This is a genomic window from Methylomagnum ishizawai, from assembly GCF_019670005.1.
GTDB lineage: Bacteria > Pseudomonadota > Gammaproteobacteria > Methylococcales > Methylococcaceae > Methylomagnum > Methylomagnum ishizawai.
Genome location: NZ_AP019783.1, coordinates 953,138 through 968,484 on the forward strand (window position 1 = coordinate 953,138; position 15,347 = coordinate 968,484).

Consider the following 15,347-nt stretch of genomic DNA (forward strand, 5'->3'; position numbering starts at 1 on the left):
TGGTGTCGGCGGGCGGCCCGCTTCCGGCCGCGGCCTTACAGATAGAGCGGGGCCATCTGTCTCCAATACCGGCCCTGGTGGGCGCGGCCATCCCATTCGTGCAGGGCGTTCCACACGCCCTTGCCCCACAGGATGTGGCTGAGTTGGCGGTTATTGTCGAGGAAGGGATCGTCCTTGCCGATCACCAGGATGATGTCCATCTTGCGCAGGGCGTCCAGCCGCCACTGGCATTCCAGGTTGGGCAGGTAATGGTTGGGGGTGTTGAAGTAGATGTTCTCGTCGTAGTAGCCGTCGAACAGGTTGCCGAAATGCTCGATGTTCAAGGTCAGGTCGTAGCGGCCCGAGAAGGCGCTGAGCTTTTGGAACAGATGTGGATGGCGGAAGGCGAAGTTGGCGGCGTAGAACGCGCCCAGGCTGCACCCATGGGAAATGGTGCAAGGATGCGGATTCCTGTCGGCCATGAACGGCAGCACCTCGTGCAATAGATAGTCCTCGTATTGCAGATAGCGCTTGATCCGGTCGGCGGGTTGCCGCCACCAGCAATAGAAGGTCTCGTCCGCCAAGCCCTCCACGCAATACAGCTGCAAATGGCCGTCCTTGATCTTATCGGCGATGGATTGCACGATCCTGAGGTTCTCGTATTCGTAGAAACGGCCATCGCGGGTGGGGAAGACCAGCACCTTGGCCCCGGCGTGGCCGAAGACCAGGAGTTCCATATCGCGGTGCAGGCGGGGGCTATACCAGCGGTGATATTCGCGGTTCATAGGGGGGAGAAGAAATGGGCGAGGGTTTGCAGCAATGCGTGGTCCTGTTCGGACTGGCGGGGGTAGTCGAAATGGCCGGCCTCCAGCACGAATAACTCCTTGGGACCGGGCAGGGCGTTGTAGATGGCGAACTGCCCCGGCGGGGCCACCACCGGATCGAACAGCGCCGCCGCCACATGGACGGGGATGACGGTCCTGCGGGCGGCGCAGGCGGCATCGTAATAGCGGAGTGTTGCCAACACGTTACCGTGGCGCTGTTCGTAGCCGCGCACGGCCTCGCCGCTGCCGAGCGTGGGCAGGCCCAGGCGCAAAGGCACGTGGCCGAAGGTCGGCACCGCGAGATGGGCCAAACGGATACGCCCATCCCAAGGCAGGGCCAGCGCCCCGATCCCGCCGCCGAAGCTCGCGCCCATATAACCCACATGCCCCGCCGCGTCCGGGAACAAAGCCAACAAGGCCGACACCCCCAGCCACACATCCTCCACGCAGCCGCCCAGGATATAGCGGTCGCGCTTGTCGATATCGTGCAGGACGTGGTAGGCCGGGTTGTTGGAAATAGGGGGGCGCTGGCTGCGCGACAAGCCCCGGAAACAGGGGAACAGGAAGGCCGCGCCTTCGGCCGGCAGGTGGTAGTCCGGCCCATCCCGCCCGCCGTAGCCATGCCCCACCACCACGCCGCGCCGCACCGGGCCGTGCTTGGGGATCAGCAGCCAGCCGTGGATGGTGAAATCGTCGGTGGAGCGGTAGGCGATATCGTGGCACTCGTAGGCCGGGTGCCAATCCTGGCGCTGGGACAGCCGGGGTTCGGGCCGGAGTTCCAGGGCGCGGGCGTAGCGGCCCTGCCAGAACGCGGCGAAATCCGGGGGTTCGTCGGGACAGCCGATTTGCAGCAGCCGTTCGAGGCCGTAGCCGTAGGTGGGGTCGAAATGATAGCCGTGAGGGAAAGCCACGCGAGACCTGTGACGGGAGGACTGGAAAGCGGCGATTGTCCGTCAAACCGGCGCGGGCGCGCCACCCGGACCCCGGAAGCACAGTGCTTCCGGGGTCCGGGCCGGGTCAGGCGCGGTGGGGATGGCGCGGCGGGGGTTTCCGCCAGTGCCGGGGATTCGGTGTCGGCGCTATGGGTTCGGCTTCGCGCCATTGGCCGGGCAACAGTCCGTCCAGCCGGTAGGGACCGATGGCGCCGCGGATCAGGCGCAGGGTGGGATAGCCCACAGCGGCGGTCATGCGGCGGACTTGGCGGTTGCGGCCTTCGCGCAAGACCAGTTCGATCCAGGCGGTGGGGATGGCGGCGCGGTAGCGGATGGGCGGATCGCGGGGCCAGAGGTTCGCGGGTTCTTCGATGAGGCGGGCCTCCGCCGGCAGGGTGGGACCGTCGTTCAGCACCACCCCCGAGCGGAGTCGCGCCAGCGCCGCCGCGTCCGGGAGTCCTTCCACCTGCGCCCAATACACCTTGGGCAGTTTGTGGCGGGGGTCGGCGATGCGGGCCTGGAGCCGGCCATCGTCGGTCAGCAATAACAGCCCTTCGCTGTCGTAGTCCAAGCGGCCCGCTGGACGGATGCGAGGGATGGCGAGGTGGTCGGCCAGGGTGGGGCGCTGTTGGGCGCGGTCGGTGAACTGGCTCAGGGTGTTGTAGGGTTTGTTGAACAGGATCAGCATGGGTTCGCGACGCGGTCCGCTTGGGTCTGGGATTGTTTATCCCCCTGATTCTATGGGATATCCGGTTCACCGGATATTGGCGATCCGCCCATAATTAGGCAGGAACTTCGCGTAAGGTCATGGGGTGGTTCTTGCCCGGCTTCCCAGCGGCTGGAATAGCCGCCGCATCACAGCGGAGCGGTCGGCCCCAGGATCAAGGGATGCCTAGGGGTCCGAGTCCGCCGCGGGGCCGGAGGCGACGGCGCGGAAAACCTCGTCGCGGGGTCTGGACAGGGTTCCCGCCGCAGAGCGATATCAGGAAAATACCCAAAAGATCGGGTTGCCAAAGGTCGCTATCAGCAATTCGGAGATGGCGGAAAATATTAGGTCCAGAATCAGGAAGCGCAAGGCGTGGCCGGTCAGGCGGCAGCCGCGTTTTATGATATTGAGCAGGTCTAGCGCGTCCTTCCATGGAAAAGCCGGTTTGTCACGTTGGCGGCGCATGGTTTCCTCCTTGGAATGAAAAACATCCTTGTCGGCCCTCGGTTTTGACATCGGCAAACGGCGGACGCGATCATTATCCTGGCATGGCACCCATCCGTTAATGAGAGAAACCGCCTATCCCGCGTCCCGCATCCTCCCCGATGGACGCAATCCGCCGCTTGCGCCAAGCTATCGAGGGTCCGGGGCGGGCTTCCGCTGACCGCCAGGACGTTTGTTTTCCAACCCATCGCGCCGTTTCCCATGCCTGCAATCGAACGCCATTTGATCGACGGTCCCGACGGTAAACTCGAGGTTTTCGTCGAACCCCATCCCGCCGCCACCGGCATCGCCTTGATCGCCCATCCGCATCCCTTGTTCGGCGGCACCGCCGACAACAAGGTGGTGACCACCTTGGCCCGCGCCTTCCAGGAACTCGGCTGCCATAGCCTGCGCCCCAATTTCCGGGGCGTCGGGGCCAGCGAAGGGCGCTACGACGCGGGCCGGGGCGAAACCTGTGATTTGCTCGCGGCGCATGATTACGCCCTGGACCGTTTCGGCGGGGGTTTGCCGGTCTATCTGGCCGGGTTTTCCTTCGGCGCGTTCGTGACGGGCAAACTGGCCGAGCGGCTGGCCGCGGCGGGCAGTCCCGCCCGGCGCTTGGTGTTGGTGGGCACGGCGGCGGGTTTTTCCGACGGTAGCCGGGACTACGCCAGCGGGGCGATAGCCGCCGACACCCTGGTGATCCACGGCGCGGAGGACACCACCGTGCCTTTGGCCGAGGTGCTGCGCTGGGCCGAACCTTTGGAACTGGTGGTGCAGGTCGTCCCCGGCGCCGACCATTTTTTCCATCGCAAATTGCACTTGATCCGCCGCATCGTGCGGGAGGCGTGGCGGGATTAGCCGGGCGGTCCGGCCCGCGCGGATGGCCCTGGGTTTTGTGCTACCATGCCCGCGGTTCCCATGCCTCCGGCCGCCTCGGAACGCAGCTCCGTCGCGGGGTTTCCGGGAGTCCGGGGAACCGGCGTCACGACGCATAATTTCAACAATAAGCCTTAGCGAGGAGGAGAGACATGTTCAAGATCGATACCCAGAAATTCCTCGATCACCCGCTCCAAGCCAGTCTGCTGGTGGTCGATTTCGGATTGCTGATGTTCATGCCCTTGATACGCCCGCCGGTGTTCCTGTCCTTGTTGTTGGTGGGTGGCTTGGTCTACCTGTCCATGTATTTCGGCGCGGCCTGCGCCACGCCCGACGCCCGTTCCTCCGGCGCGTAAGCCAGCGTTCCCACCTCTGGGCGGTCGCCCGGATCGCGCATCGCCCCGGCCTGGTTCCGCGCCTTGCGCGTTCCGCTCTGGTCCGCCCGTCCCGGCCCTTTCCCGCCCGCCCATGAGCCGCCGCCGTTCCCCGATCCATTTCGTGTCCAGCCCGCCGCCGCCCGGTTTGTTCCGCCGCCTGGGGGCTTTGTTCTACGATGCCGTGCTGCTGGCCGGTGTCTTGTTCGTCGCGACCCTGGCGGTGTTGCCCTTGCGCGGCGGGGAGGCTTTCCGCCCGCACGATCCGCTGTTCTTCGCCTATCTGCTGCTGGTGGTCTGGGCTTTCTTCGGCTGGTTCTGGACCCATGGCGGGCAGACCCTGGGGATGCGGGCCTGGAAAATCCGCCTGGTGTCCGCCGACGGCGCGGCGCTGGGCTGGAACCAGGCGGCGCTGCGCTATGTGTGCGCCTGGGTGTCGCTGGGCCTGTTCGGCCTGGGGTATCTGTGGATATGCATCGATCCCCAGCGGCGGGCTTGGCATGACCGCCTCGCCGGGACGCGGATGATCTGGCAGGAACGGTGAGGGGGTGGGGCGTTCCGGGGGAACGCCCCTGCCGCCGCGCTTAGGCGGCGGTGGTGCTGGCGACCGGGGCGCGGTGGACTTTCACCTGGCCGCGCTGGATGCGGACATGCTCTTCGAGCTGGCGCGTGGCGGCGGCGAAGGCGTCGCGCAGGGCGACGTAGAAATCCTCGTGGGATTGCTTGTCGTGGTGGTCCCGGCTCACCACGATGTGCTTGTTCGGAACGCTCAGGTCGATGCGGACTTTGTAGAGATTACCCTGATGTTGATGACGGTGTTCGGCTTCGACGGCGACCCGGCAACTGATGATATTGTCGCAGAACTGCTCCAGTTTGGCCGCTTTTTCCCGGATTCGGGTTTCCACGGCGTCGGAATGCGGAATGCCCCGGAACGTAATCTCTAGTGGTACTTGCATGGTCTTTCCCAATGTTGTCAAAGCTGGAAGGGATAGGGCCGGCCCTCCGAACGACGGCCCGCCTTCGGGCGGTCCGCGCCATCCTTGGATGCGCACTCGGCAAGACCGGCTTGGATAGGATGTTGTTGTCATGGGTCCATGGGCCTGCGCCACGCTCCGCGTTGGCGGTTGGCCGGATCGTTTTATGAAGCCCACATGACAATGATATACAACCGGGAAACTCCCTGTCGACTTGGCCCCTCTTGCGGTCTTGGCGAATCTCCGAACGTGGGTATCGACCCAGGCCGCTCCCGGCGGGGCCTGTCTTGGGAGCTTGGGTTTTCCCAGGTGGGAAGCGTATCGGCAGGGGTGGATTGCCGCCTGGGAAGGGCGTTTTTATAACTTTGAATTATAAAATATTTTTGATCGATTCTTTTTTGTTTGGAACGGCCCTTGCTATGATCCCGGCCGGGTCGAGGGCCGGGGTTTCCCGGCCCCGACCCCATGATCGTCCCGCCCCGGCCCGGAGCGGCGTACAGTTCCGAACCCGGTGAAGACTTGGGGTGGGTCCGGTCGGCGGGCCTGCCCGCATCCCATCCCATGGACCGGGCCGGGCAGCAGCCCAGGAGAATCAGCCATGCCCTTGCAACACTTGATCGATTGTTTCAACCAGCGCTTTGTCGAGGACGGCGGTCTCCACGAGCCGCCCCTGGTCTACCGGGAGGGGCGGGTGCTGGGCCGTTCCGGCGGCGCCGTCTTCACCAGCCGCCTGCGCCCGGTGCGGCTAGGCAGCAAGCCGTCGGTGATCCGGGGTTACGACGCGACCCTGCGGGTGGTGGAACCCGCCACCGACGCGGAGGGGGCCGCGCTGGGCCTGTTCGCCGACGAGGCCGCCGATATCGTCAACCTGGACCGGCTGACCCGCACGGTCCACATGCTCAATTTCCTGCCGATCTCGCACGAGGGCGGCTATTTGTTCGTGCATGTCCATCCGCGCCATATCCTGGCGGTCAAGCGCGACCACGGCGCTTATTTCGAGGAGATCATCGTGGCTTGCGGTTTGTCGCCGCGGCGGGTGGTCATCTCGCTGACGGTGAATCCTGGGTATACGGCCCAGGTCGGGCTGTTGCTGGAGCGCTTGGAGAATTACCGCGCCAGGGGCTATGCCACCGCCATCAAGTTCGATATCCAGGCCGAGGAGGTGTTCCTCGAACGCTATTGCGTCGAGTTCCTGAACCGCCACCGGCCCGATTTCGTGCGCTTCGCGAGTCCGGCCCACGTCCTGGGCGAGGAGCGCCGCCGCTCCGCCTTGTTGCGGGCGATCCGGCGGCTCGATACCCGGTTGTTGCTGGAGGCGGTGCGCGACGAGGCCGATGCCGCGCTGGCGGAATCCCTCCGCGCCGATTGCGTGCAGGGCGATTGGTACGAACTGGCGGTGGGGCGGACGCCGGTGCTGCGGGCGGCGGGATAGGCTTCAACCGGCCCGGCTTTGGGTCCAGGCCGCCCATTTGGCCTTGGCCTGCGCCTTGAGTTGGCGTGCCAGCCGGTAGACCAGGGTTTGGACGATGCGGTCGTGGGCCCAGCGCAGCCAGCCGGTGATCGCCGTGTAGACCTGTGCGAATAGCTTGAAGGTGAGCAATTGCGGCTTGGTCAGGGCGAACACCCGCGCCACCAGCAAGGTGCCCAGCAGCTTGGCGAACACCTCGACCAAGAGGGCTTGCAGCAACAGGCCATGGGCCAACAGCCAGAGCGCCAGGAGGTTGATCGGCGTCACGATCAGCAGCGGGATCGAGAAGGCCAGCAAGGCGGTTTTGGGCGGGGTTTGGCCCAGCCAAGCCTCGAACTTGGCGAGGCGCAGCCAGCGGGCCAGGGTATGTCCCAGCGCGGTGAGGATATCCCACAGCCATTCTTCGATCAGCAGGAGGATGGCGAGCAGGGAGAGCAGGAATGTCTTCATGGGATGGGAAGCGGGTTGGGGAAGGGCGGTCGGCAGTATATCAGCCCGTTGGCGCGGCCCGGCCTGGCATGGGTACAAACTGAGGTTTGTACTCCGGGGCGATCCCGGCCAAGCGGCCCGGGCCATGGACCAGGATAGGGCGGAAACAAAAAGGCCGGGTCGAACCCGGCCTTTTCCATGCATCCCGGCGCGGAACTCAACCCGCCGCCGCCCGCGCCGGGCTGTCTTCCACCAACAGGAATTCCAACAGCGCCTTCTGCGAATGCAGGCGGTTCTCGGCCTCGTCCCAGACCACGCTGTGCGGCCCTTCCAGGACTTCCGCGCTGACTTCCTCGCCGCGATGGGCGGGCAGGCAATGCATGAACAGCGCGTCCCGATCCGCCAAGCCCAGCAGGGCCGCATCGACCTGATAATCCTTGAACGCCTGTTCCCGTTTGGCCTGTTCCTCTTCCTGGCCCATGCTGGCCCAGACATCGGTGACCACCAGATCGGCCCCGCGCACGGCTTCCGCCGGGTCGCGCAGTAGGCTGACGCCCGGCGTGTTCAACAGCCCGGCTTCCGGCTCGTAGCCTTCCGGGCAGGCGATCCGTAGCTCGAAACCCAGGAGGCCCGCCGTCTCGATATAGGAATGGCACATGTTGTTGCCATCGCCGATCCAGGCCACGCTGCGCCCGGCGATATCGCCGCGCCGCTCGAACCAGGTCTGCATGTCCGCCAGCAATTGGCAGGGATGGAAACGGTCGCTCAGGCCGTTGATGACCGGCACCCTGGAATATTCGGCGAAGATTTCCACGGTGCGGTGGGCGTGGGTACGGAGCATGATGCAGTCCACCATCCGCGAAATCACCCGCGCCGAATCCTCGATGGGCTCGCCGCGCCCGAGTTGGGTGTCGCGCGGCGAGAGGAAGATCGCGCTGCCGCCGAACTGGGCCATCCCGGCCTCGAAGGAAATACGGGTCCGGGTCGAGGATTTCTCGAACAACATGCCCAGCACGCGGTTCTTGAGCGGTTCGTAAATCCCTTTCAGGTGTTTGAGTTCGATGGCCCTATGGATCAAGCCCCGGAATTCCTGGGGGCTGAGGTCGGACAAGGTGACCAAATGGCGCGGTTTCATGGGGTGACTTCCTATGGGGGGGTCGTGTATCCGGCGATGAGCGCGGCGACGCCGTCCACCAGTTGATCGGCTTCGGCGTCGCTCATGGTGAGCGGGGGTAATAGGCGGACGGTGCGGTCGGCGGTGACGTTGATGAGGAACCCTTGGTCCAGCGCCAGCCCGACCAGATCGGCGCAGGGCCGGTCCAGTTCGATGCCGAGCATCAAGCCGTGGCCGCGCACCTCGACCACGCCGGGCTGGTCCGCGAGCTTTTCGCGGAATCCGGCCAGGAGGCGGCGGCCCAGTTCGCCCGCCCGCGCCACGAGGCCCTGTTCGCGCAGGGTGTCGATGACGGTCAGCCCGGCCCGGCAGGCCAGCAGGTTGCCGCCGAAGGTGGAGCCGTGCTTGCCCGCCGTCAGCATCCGCGCCGCCACGCCCCGCGCCAGGCATGCGCCGATGGGCATCCCGTTCCCCAGCGCCTTGGCGAGGCTCATCACGTCGGGCAGGGCGTCGCCGTGTTGGAAGGCGAACCAGGTTCCGGTACGGCCCATGCCGGTCTGCACCTCGTCCAGCATCAACAACCAGCCGCGTTCGTCGCAGAGTTTGCGCAGGGCGGGCAGATAATCCGGTGGCGGCACCCGCACCCCGCCTTCGCCCTGCACCGGCTCGACCAGCACCGCGACCACGTTGGGATCGTCCACCGCCGCCACCGCCGCCGCGTCGCCGTGCGGCACCCGCACGAAGCCGCCGACCAGGGGCTCGAAACCTTCCTGGACCTTGGGATTGCCGGTGGCGCTGAGGGTGGCGAGGGTGCGGCCATGGAAGCTGTTCTCCATGACCACCACGGCGGGGGCGTCGATATCCTTGCTGTGGCCGTAGCGGCGGGCGATCTTGAGCGCGGCCTCGTTGGCCTCCGCGCCGGAATTGCAGAAGAAGGCGTTGTCGAGGCCGCTCAGGGCGCAGAGTTCGGCGGCGAGGCGTTCCTGTAGCCCGATGTGGTAGATGTTCGAGGTATGCAGCAGGGTCGCGGCCTGCTCGGCCAGGGCGCGGGCCAGGGCCGGATGCGCGTGGCCCAGGCCGCACACGGCGATCCCGGAAATCGCGTCGAAATAGCGGCGGCCCTGGGTATCCCACAGCCAGACGCCCTCGCCGCGTTCGAACGCGACGGGTAGCCGCGCATAGGTCGGCATCACCTGATCGGTCATCGAAAACCCCTCCGAAAATAAAAGGGCAGTCGCGAGACTGCCCTGGAAAACGAAGCGCGTGATTATAGTGAAAATAAACCGCCGCACAAGCGCTGATAACACTTGCGCGGCGTTCGTTTTCCGACGCGGGGTCCGGCGATTCCGGCACCGGGGCCATGCTTTTATTTCCCCCGGTCCAGGCTTTATGCTCTGCCGTTTTCCACGGGGGCGGGCGATATGGGCTTTTGGCGCGAAAAAACCTTGGGCGAGATGAGCGAATGGGAGTGGGAATCGCTCTGTGATGGCTGCGGGCGCTGCTGCCTGCACAAGCTCGAAGACGAGGACACCGGGGAAATCCTGTTCACGCGGGTGGCCTGCCATCTGCTGGATATCGGCACCTGCCGTTGCGGCAATTACGCCAAGCGCAGCAAGCTGGTGCCGGATTGCCTGAGCCTGCGCGATGGCTTCACCCAATTCCACTGGCTGCCTTCCACCTGCGCCTACCGCCTGCTCGCCCAGGGCGACGACCTGCCCGCTTGGCACCCGCTGGTGTCGGGCCGGGCCGATTCGGTCCACGCCGCCGGGATATCGGTGCGGGGGTTCGCCCTGCCCGAAGCCGGGGTGGATTGCCTGGAGGACCATGTCATCGAATGGCTGGAATGAGCCGTCCCGGCGGAGTCCGCCGCCGGGTTTCCGACGCCCTCCCGGCGTTTCGTCCGCGCTCCCGCCGCCGGAAAATTGGCGGCTTCCGCCTTTGTTCCCAGCGCCCCCGCGCCGTTTGGCCGGGAACGGAATCTGCATGGCCGCTCCCAACCGAATCTATTGCCGGGGGTAGCCATGAAAAAAATCCTCGTACCGACCATCGGCGGGCTGGTGCTGGCCGCCTTGGGGGTGTTGGCCCTGTGGGCCGATCCCGGCGGACGCTATGTCAATCTGCCGGGTTTGCTGCTGGTGACGTTGGGCACGCTGCTGGCCTCGATGCTGGCGCATTCGCGCCGCGGCGTTTTCGAGATGCTCGGACGCCTGCCCGCCAAGCTCAAAGGCCGTCGCGCCGCGGACCGGGAGGAATTGGAAACCCTGTTGCGGGTGGCGGAATGGCACCGCCTGGGCCGGATGCAAATCGCCGAGCAGACCGCCAAGAAACTGCGCGATCCGATCCTGCGCGGCGGGGCCGAGATGGTGATCGGCCGCACCCCGGAGGCCGAGTTGGGCCGGATGCTGTCCTGGAAAATCGGGGCGCAGCGCGAACGCGACCAGGACGATATCAAAATCGTCCTGACCATGGCCGGGTTCGCCCCGGCGCTGGGGATGCTGGGGACCTTGATCGGCCTGATCGAGATGATGTACGCCCTGGACGCCAACCAGATGGCCCATATCGGCACGGCCATGGGCTTCGCGTTGTTGTCCACGGTGTATGGGCTGGTGGCCGCCAACCTGGTGTTGAAGCCCATCGCCGTGCGCTTGGAGGACACCGCCCGCGAGCAATTGGCGTGGCGGCATGTGCAGGCGGAAATCCTCCGGCTGCTGCACGAGCGCGGCCATCCTTCCTTGATCCGGGATTATTGGCAGGCGTTCCAGGAGCGCTCGACCGGTCCCGAGTCCGCGCAAGCCCTGGAACTGGCCCCCTCCAAATCCTCGCCCTAGGTGGACGCCATGATTTCGCCTTCCTATTCCCGCCCCGGTCCCGCCGCCAAAACCAGTCCGGTTCCGCCGCCCGATCCTTGGCAAACGGCGCAATCCGAAACCGCCCAGGACACCGCGGGAAATTGGCTGCTCAGTTACTCGGACCTGATGACCTTGCTGTTCACCTTCTTCGTGATGTTGTTCGCCTATCAGAAGGCCTTGCCCGGCAAGGCCGTGGCCGGTACCGCATCCCCGCCGGTCGTCGCGGCCCCGGTGCTGCCGGTCCAACCGCCCACGCCGGCGGCCCGGCCCATCGCCCACGCCACGGTCCCGCCGCCGGCCGTGGACGATGAGGCCTTCCCGCCACCGTCCGCCGCCGCGCCCGATCCCACCGGGGCCGAAACCCCGGCCCCGGAACAGCCGCGTTGGCTTTCGGTCCCGGATGCCGCCCCGTCCCAGGCTCGGCCCGATCCCGGTGCCGACGCGCTGTTGGGCGGCGATATCGAGGTTTCCGCGACGCCCGGCCAGGTGCGTTTGGAGATTGGCGATAGCATCTTGTTCGATCCGGCCAGCGCCGACTTGAAGGCGGAGGGCGGTGCCGTCCTGGATCGGCTGGCGCATTGGCTGCGCGATCATCCGGGCACCATCGCGGTCGAGGGCCACACCGACAACCAACCCATCGCCGGCGGGCGCTATCGTTCCAACTGGGAATTGTCCTCGGCGCGGGCCAGCACGGTGGCGCGGGCTTTGATCGAGCGCGGCGTCCCGGCGGAGCGCCTGCGGGCCGTGGGTTTGGCCGATACCCAGCCCAAGGCCGACAATCTCACGCCGCAAGGCCGGGCCGGCAACCGGCGGGTGGCCTTGGTGGTGTTCATGGAGCGGGGCGGGGAAGTGAGGATTTGAGCGGGACGGTCGGGGCGTGGCCGGCTCCTGGGGGGAACCGGCGAGAGTGTTGCGGCGCGGGGACGGGCCACGGCAAAAAACAACTTCCCGAAGTCCGCACGCTACCCAGGCATTCGGGAAAGTTGTTCTCGCTTAACGGCCCTGGCCGAGTTGGGCCATCACGGCGGCCTTGGCGGTTTCCCAATCCTCTTGCTCGAAGCCCGGCTCGAAATTGCGTTTCTCGGCCAGATAGTACGCGGCTTCCTCGATCATCTTCTGGATTGCCTCGGGGCCGGGCACGGGCGGCGCGGCGGGGTCTTCTTCGACCGCTTCCTTGGCGGGCTTGGCGGTGGCTTTGGGGGGCTTGGCGGCTTTGGCGGCGGGCGCTTCCGGTGCCGGCGCGGCGGGTGGCGTTTCGGGCTCTACCGGGGGAAGTACGGAAGCCGCCGCCGTTGCGCTGGTATCGGACAGGCCAGTGGGCGGGGCGGCTTTGGCGCTCCCGGCGGTTTTGCTGGATTTGGCGGGCTTGGCGGATTTGGACTCGGCCATGCTGGGTCTCCTGATCTAGGGTTTGTCGATGGATTCGAAGGACGGGAATAAATTGTATGACGCTTCCATGGTGGCAAGGGTTGCCGTGGTGGCGACACTTTATTTTGCGCCATGAACATGAAGGAATGTTTGGGACCGGGGATTCTTCCGCGGGGGTGGGGAAGGCATTGGCCGGTGCCGGGTATCGGGGCGGGGTTATCGCGCTGGCCTGGGTGGCCGGCGGGGCGGGCATCGTCCGGTATATTCCGGTACCGGGCCGCGCCGTGGGTCGGATTCCCGGCGGATGGAAGGGCCCGCGCCGGGAATAGGGGCGTCGTCCTGGGAAAGCGCGCCCATCAATTCAGGTATACCACGCGGTTTTTCTGGCCATGGTGCTGGTAGCCGGGCGTATAGAGGTCGGCCCATTGATCGTCGTCGCCTTTGCGGGGGGTGAAGGCGACCATTTCGCAATTCGCACCATGCCGTTGCCGGTCGTAGGGGGACCAGACCTGGGTCAAGCCCACGCCAGAAACGAACCACAACATGGAGATGCGTCGATAAGCTTTGGGTTTGTACATGGGAGCCACCTGGTAGTTTTGTCCCTATTGTTATTAGCGGCGGATTCCGCGTTTACAAGAGGGGAGCCATGAAAGTTTTGGTTATGGACGGGTCCGCCGGAGGGCGGTTCCGCGCCGCTTGGCCGGATTCCCGGACCCCGCCGGGCTGGCCGGGAATCCCATGGCCCGGGGCGGATTCCGGGGGGCGGTCCTGCCGGATTCCGCTCCACGGGACCCTGTGGCGGCGTCGATTGGAAGCGGTCGGAGCGTCCGGAGTTCCCGCGGATACGGAACGCCGTCCACCTGGACCTTGGACCCGGCGGCTCCGTCGCTAAACTATACACCCATCTTGGATATCGTCCCGCCGGAGGCAGTATGTTCGAAGCGGCCGCGCTGAAAAGCAAATTAGCGAGGGAGGATTACGACCAGCAAGTCGATGATCTACGTATGCGCCTCTTGGATGCCCAACAACGCTTGGACACGGCGCGGGTGGCGGTGGTTCTCATCGTGGCGGGGGTGGATTGCGCGGGCAAGGGCGATGTGATCGGCATGCTGAACCAATGGCTGGACCCGCGCTATATGCGGACCCATGCCTTCGGCGAGCCTTCCGATGAGGAGCGCGAACGGCCCCGCCATTGGCGTTATTGGCTGAGCCTACCGCCACGGGGCCGGATCGGCCTGTACGCCATGGGTTGGTATGGCGCGCCGCTGGCCGACCGTATCCATGGCCGCATCGGTCCGGCCAAACTGGACGCCGAACTGGCCCATATCAACCGGCTGGAAAAAATGCTCGCCGACGACGGCACCCTGGTGTTGAAATGCTGGCTGCACCTCAGCCAGAAACAGCAGCGCAAAACCCTGGAACGACTCGAAGCCGACCCCGAAACCGCCTGGAAAGTCGGCAAGCTGGATAGGAAGCACCTCAAGCTCTACGGGGAATTCATCGGGATCGCCGAGCATACCCTGCGCCAGACCGACACCCCCGAAGCGCCCTGGCTGATTATCAACGCCTACGATCCCCACTACCGGAGGATCGCCCTCGCCCAATGGTTGATCGACCGTATTTCCGCCCGCCTGGACGCGGTCGACGGAGCGGCGGGCCCCAGTCCGAAAATCCAGGCATGCCCTCCCGATCATCGTGGCCGGGATATCCTGGCCGCGCTGGATTTGGGCCAGACCTTGGATAAATCCACCTATCAAAAACGCTTGGCGCACTGGCAAGGCCGGCTCAACCGCTTGTCCCGCCAGGCCCGCCAACAAAAGCGTTCCGCCATCTTGTTATTCGAGGGCTGGGACGCGGCGGGGAAGGGCGGCACCATCCGCCGCATCACCCAGGCCATGGACGCGCGCAATTACCAAGTGATCCCCATCGCCGCGCCCACCGACGAGGAAAAGGCCCGGCATTATCTGTGGCGGTTCTGGCGGCATTTGCCGCGGGGCGGCAAAGTCACCCTGTACGACCGCAGTTGGTATGGGCGGGTTTTGGTGGAACGGGTGGAGGGCTTCGCCGAACCCGCCGAATGGGGCCGGGCCTATTCGGAGATCAACGATTTCGAGGAGGAATTGACCGACCATGGGATTATCCTCCTGAAGTTCTGGTTGCATATCGACCGGGACGAGCAATTACGGCGTTTCCAAGCGCGGGAAAACACCGTGTATAAGCGCTACAAAATCACGGAGGAGGATTATCGCAACCGGGGAAAATGGGCGGATTATGTCGAGGCGGTCAATGCCATGGTGACGCGGACCAGTACCGAGTACGCGCCCTGGCGGTTGGTGTCCGCGCAAAATAAATATTATGGACGGCTGCAAGTGCTGGAATGGGTGTGCGAAGCCTACCAGCGGGCCTTGGATTGATAGGGAAGTTTGATTTATGGGGGGCGTTGGCGCGATGCCAATGCCTGGAAATGGGTCTTCGTTATGGGGAATTGGTCTATGAATCATCAAAATAGGCAAGGCCGGGATGGGAAGCCCTCGCCCGGCGCGCCGCCAGGCCGCACGCAGGCGGATACCCTGGAAACCTCGGCATATTTATTCGCCTTGGCGGGACGCGGGGCTTTGGGGATTATCGAATTGGTCCACGCGGTGGAGCATCTTAACGCCGAAAACCAAATCCATGGGGCCATAGCCTTATATCGGCTGTGGCTGGAAAACACCCTGTCGCCTTTATCCCACGCGATTTATTGCAACCTGGGGGACGCGTTGGAACGCATCGGGGACGAGGCCGGGGCCGAGCGGGCGTACCGCGATGCCTTGGCGCGGAAGCCGGATTTCGAGCAGGCCAAGGCCAAACTGGTGGCTTTGTTGGCGCGCTTGGGCCACGACGACAAAGCCGGTGCCGTGTGAGCGTCCGCCATCGACCACGCGCCGCCATCACTCGCTAGAATACCCCTCAATCCCGAACGGACCGG

General features: G+C 65.2%; 19 protein-coding genes. 9 read left to right on the forward strand and 10 right to left on the reverse strand.

Annotated elements, in window-relative coordinates; translation table 11 throughout:
- Window positions 1-35: 35 nt before the first annotated feature.
- From K5658_RS04335 to K5658_RS04350, 4 genes are all read right to left on the reverse strand, one after another.
- Entirely contained in the window at window positions 36-764 is a 729-nt protein-coding gene (locus K5658_RS04335; RefSeq protein ID WP_221065756.1) for an esterase family protein, read from the reverse strand.
- Window positions 761-1,714: an acetylxylan esterase gene (locus K5658_RS04340; protein ID WP_221065757.1), complete on the reverse strand. Its 954-nt coding sequence runs from the start codon at window positions 1,712-1,714 to the stop codon at window positions 761-763. Before K5658_RS04340 ends, K5658_RS04335 begins: the two co-directional genes overlap by 4 nt.
- Before the next feature lie 106 nt (window positions 1,715-1,820).
- Complete coding sequence (locus K5658_RS04345) at window positions 1,821-2,423, reverse strand: pseudouridine synthase (protein ID WP_221065758.1); 603 nt, start codon at window positions 2,421-2,423, stop codon at window positions 1,821-1,823.
- Window positions 2,424-2,717: 294 nt separating this feature from the next.
- Window positions 2,718-2,906 carry a hypothetical protein gene (locus tag K5658_RS04350; RefSeq protein WP_221065759.1) on the reverse strand — a complete coding sequence of 63 codons (189 nt, stop codon included), beginning with the start codon at window positions 2,904-2,906 and terminating at the stop codon, window positions 2,718-2,720.
- A 240-nt stretch (window positions 2,907-3,146) separates the two neighbouring features.
- Between K5658_RS04350 and K5658_RS04355 the strand changes: the two genes are divergently transcribed.
- From K5658_RS04355 to K5658_RS04365, 3 genes are all read left to right on the forward strand, one after another.
- Window positions 3,147-3,785 (forward strand): alpha/beta hydrolase, encoded by a 639-nt coding sequence (locus K5658_RS04355; RefSeq protein ID WP_221065760.1) that lies wholly within the window; start codon window positions 3,147-3,149, stop codon window positions 3,783-3,785.
- Between the two features lie 170 nt (window positions 3,786-3,955).
- The gene (locus K5658_RS04360; RefSeq protein WP_221065761.1) at window positions 3,956-4,159 is read left to right on the forward strand and encodes a hypothetical protein; all 204 of its coding nucleotides are present in this window, start codon (window positions 3,956-3,958) and stop codon (window positions 4,157-4,159) included.
- A gap of 112 nt (window positions 4,160-4,271) precedes the next feature.
- A complete protein-coding gene (locus tag K5658_RS04365) occupies window positions 4,272-4,721 on the forward strand; it encodes an RDD family protein (protein ID WP_221065762.1) in 450 nt (149 codons plus the stop codon).
- Window positions 4,722-4,761: 40 nt separating this feature from the next.
- Here K5658_RS04365 and K5658_RS04370 read toward each other — a convergent pair whose 3' ends face one another.
- Window positions 4,762-5,133: an HPF/RaiA family ribosome-associated protein gene (locus K5658_RS04370; RefSeq protein ID WP_085215836.1), complete on the reverse strand. Its 372-nt coding sequence runs from the start codon at window positions 5,131-5,133 to the stop codon at window positions 4,762-4,764.
- 616 nt (window positions 5,134-5,749) lie between these two features.
- Here K5658_RS04370 and K5658_RS04375 point away from each other — a divergent pair.
- Complete coding sequence (locus tag K5658_RS04375) at window positions 5,750-6,583, forward strand: hypothetical protein (RefSeq protein ID WP_221065763.1); 834 nt, start codon at window positions 5,750-5,752, stop codon at window positions 6,581-6,583.
- Window positions 6,584-6,586: 3 nt separating this feature from the next.
- On the opposite strand, the gene K5658_RS04380 is transcribed toward K5658_RS04375, so the two are convergent.
- The 3 genes from K5658_RS04380 to K5658_RS04390 form a co-directional block, all read right to left on the reverse strand.
- Entirely contained in the window at window positions 6,587-7,069 is a 483-nt protein-coding gene (locus tag K5658_RS04380; protein WP_221065764.1) for a hypothetical protein, read from the reverse strand.
- Window positions 7,070-7,265: 196 nt separating this feature from the next.
- Complete coding sequence (argF, locus tag K5658_RS04385) at window positions 7,266-8,183, reverse strand: ornithine carbamoyltransferase (RefSeq protein WP_221065765.1); 918 nt, start codon at window positions 8,181-8,183, stop codon at window positions 7,266-7,268.
- An 11-nt stretch (window positions 8,184-8,194) separates the two neighbouring features.
- Window positions 8,195-9,367 carry an aspartate aminotransferase family protein gene (locus K5658_RS04390; RefSeq protein WP_221065766.1) on the reverse strand — a complete coding sequence of 391 codons (1,173 nt, stop codon included), beginning with the start codon at window positions 9,365-9,367 and terminating at the stop codon, window positions 8,195-8,197.
- Window positions 9,368-9,583: 216 nt separating this feature from the next.
- Here K5658_RS04390 and K5658_RS04395 point away from each other — a divergent pair, with 216 nt between their 5' ends.
- From K5658_RS04395 to K5658_RS04405, 3 genes are all read left to right on the forward strand, one after another.
- A complete protein-coding gene (locus K5658_RS04395; protein WP_221065767.1) occupies window positions 9,584-10,009 on the forward strand; it encodes a YcgN family cysteine cluster protein in 426 nt (141 codons plus the stop codon).
- Between the two features lie 174 nt (window positions 10,010-10,183).
- Window positions 10,184-10,990: a motility protein A gene (locus K5658_RS04400; RefSeq protein ID WP_221065768.1), complete on the forward strand. Its 807-nt coding sequence runs from the start codon at window positions 10,184-10,186 to the stop codon at window positions 10,988-10,990.
- Window positions 10,991-10,999: 9 nt separating this feature from the next.
- Window positions 11,000-11,872, forward strand: coding sequence for an OmpA/MotB family protein (locus tag K5658_RS04405; RefSeq protein WP_221065769.1), 873 nt, complete (start codon window positions 11,000-11,002; stop codon window positions 11,870-11,872).
- A gap of 132 nt (window positions 11,873-12,004) precedes the next feature.
- Here the strand turns inward: K5658_RS04405 and K5658_RS23900 are convergent, their stop codons facing one another.
- Window positions 12,005-12,400, reverse strand: coding sequence for a DUF2934 domain-containing protein (locus K5658_RS23900; protein WP_281425935.1), 396 nt, complete (start codon window positions 12,398-12,400; stop codon window positions 12,005-12,007).
- A 335-nt stretch (window positions 12,401-12,735) separates the two neighbouring features.
- Entirely contained in the window at window positions 12,736-12,957 is a 222-nt protein-coding gene (locus tag K5658_RS04415; protein WP_085215827.1) for a hypothetical protein, read from the reverse strand.
- Between the two features lie 354 nt (window positions 12,958-13,311).
- Here K5658_RS04415 and pap point away from each other — a divergent pair, with 354 nt between their 5' ends.
- Window positions 13,312-14,793, forward strand: a complete 1,482-nt coding sequence (gene pap, locus K5658_RS04420; RefSeq protein ID WP_221065770.1) for a polyphosphate:AMP phosphotransferase — start codon at window positions 13,312-13,314, stop codon at window positions 14,791-14,793.
- A gap of 78 nt (window positions 14,794-14,871) precedes the next feature.
- The gene (locus K5658_RS04425; protein WP_221065771.1) at window positions 14,872-15,282 is read left to right on the forward strand and encodes a hypothetical protein; all 411 of its coding nucleotides are present in this window, start codon (window positions 14,872-14,874) and stop codon (window positions 15,280-15,282) included.
- Window positions 15,283-15,347: the final 65 nt, after the last annotated feature.

What these genes read in the sequence shown, in the direction of transcription:
- K5658_RS04380 (WP_221065764.1), bottom strand. Translation starts at nt 7,069, where the DNA reads ATGAAGACATTCCTGCTCTCCCTGCTCGCCATCCTCCTGCTGATCGAA.
- K5658_RS04360 (WP_221065761.1), top strand. Translation starts at nt 3,956, where the DNA reads ATGTTCAAGATCGATACCCAGAAATTCCTCGATCACCCGCTCCAAGCC.
- K5658_RS04400 (WP_221065768.1), top strand. Translation starts at nt 10,184, where the DNA reads ATGAAAAAAATCCTCGTACCGACCATCGGCGGGCTGGTGCTGGCCGCC.
- K5658_RS04370 (WP_085215836.1), bottom strand. Translation starts at nt 5,133, where the DNA reads ATGCAAGTACCACTAGAGATTACGTTCCGGGGCATTCCGCATTCCGAC.
- K5658_RS04365 (WP_221065762.1), top strand. Translation starts at nt 4,272, where the DNA reads ATGAGCCGCCGCCGTTCCCCGATCCATTTCGTGTCCAGCCCGCCGCCG.
- K5658_RS04395 (WP_221065767.1), top strand. Translation starts at nt 9,584, where the DNA reads ATGGGCTTTTGGCGCGAAAAAACCTTGGGCGAGATGAGCGAATGGGAG.
- K5658_RS04375 (WP_221065763.1), top strand. Translation starts at nt 5,750, where the DNA reads ATGCCCTTGCAACACTTGATCGATTGTTTCAACCAGCGCTTTGTCGAG.
- K5658_RS04350 (WP_221065759.1), bottom strand. Translation starts at nt 2,906, where the DNA reads ATGCGCCGCCAACGTGACAAACCGGCTTTTCCATGGAAGGACGCGCTA.
- K5658_RS04425 (WP_221065771.1), top strand. Translation starts at nt 14,872, where the DNA reads ATGAATCATCAAAATAGGCAAGGCCGGGATGGGAAGCCCTCGCCCGGC.
- argF (WP_221065765.1), bottom strand. Translation starts at nt 8,183, where the DNA reads ATGAAACCGCGCCATTTGGTCACCTTGTCCGACCTCAGCCCCCAGGAA.
- pap (WP_221065770.1), top strand. Translation starts at nt 13,312, where the DNA reads ATGTTCGAAGCGGCCGCGCTGAAAAGCAAATTAGCGAGGGAGGATTAC.
- K5658_RS04390 (WP_221065766.1), bottom strand. Translation starts at nt 9,367, where the DNA reads ATGACCGATCAGGTGATGCCGACCTATGCGCGGCTACCCGTCGCGTTC.
- K5658_RS04405 (WP_221065769.1), top strand. Translation starts at nt 11,000, where the DNA reads ATGATTTCGCCTTCCTATTCCCGCCCCGGTCCCGCCGCCAAAACCAGT.
- K5658_RS04345 (WP_221065758.1), bottom strand. Translation starts at nt 2,423, where the DNA reads ATGCTGATCCTGTTCAACAAACCCTACAACACCCTGAGCCAGTTCACC.
- K5658_RS23900 (WP_281425935.1), bottom strand. Translation starts at nt 12,400, where the DNA reads ATGGCCGAGTCCAAATCCGCCAAGCCCGCCAAATCCAGCAAAACCGCC.
- K5658_RS04355 (WP_221065760.1), top strand. Translation starts at nt 3,147, where the DNA reads ATGCCTGCAATCGAACGCCATTTGATCGACGGTCCCGACGGTAAACTC.
- K5658_RS04335 (WP_221065756.1), bottom strand. Translation starts at nt 764, where the DNA reads ATGAACCGCGAATATCACCGCTGGTATAGCCCCCGCCTGCACCGCGAT.
- K5658_RS04415 (WP_085215827.1), bottom strand. Translation starts at nt 12,957, where the DNA reads ATGTACAAACCCAAAGCTTATCGACGCATCTCCATGTTGTGGTTCGTT.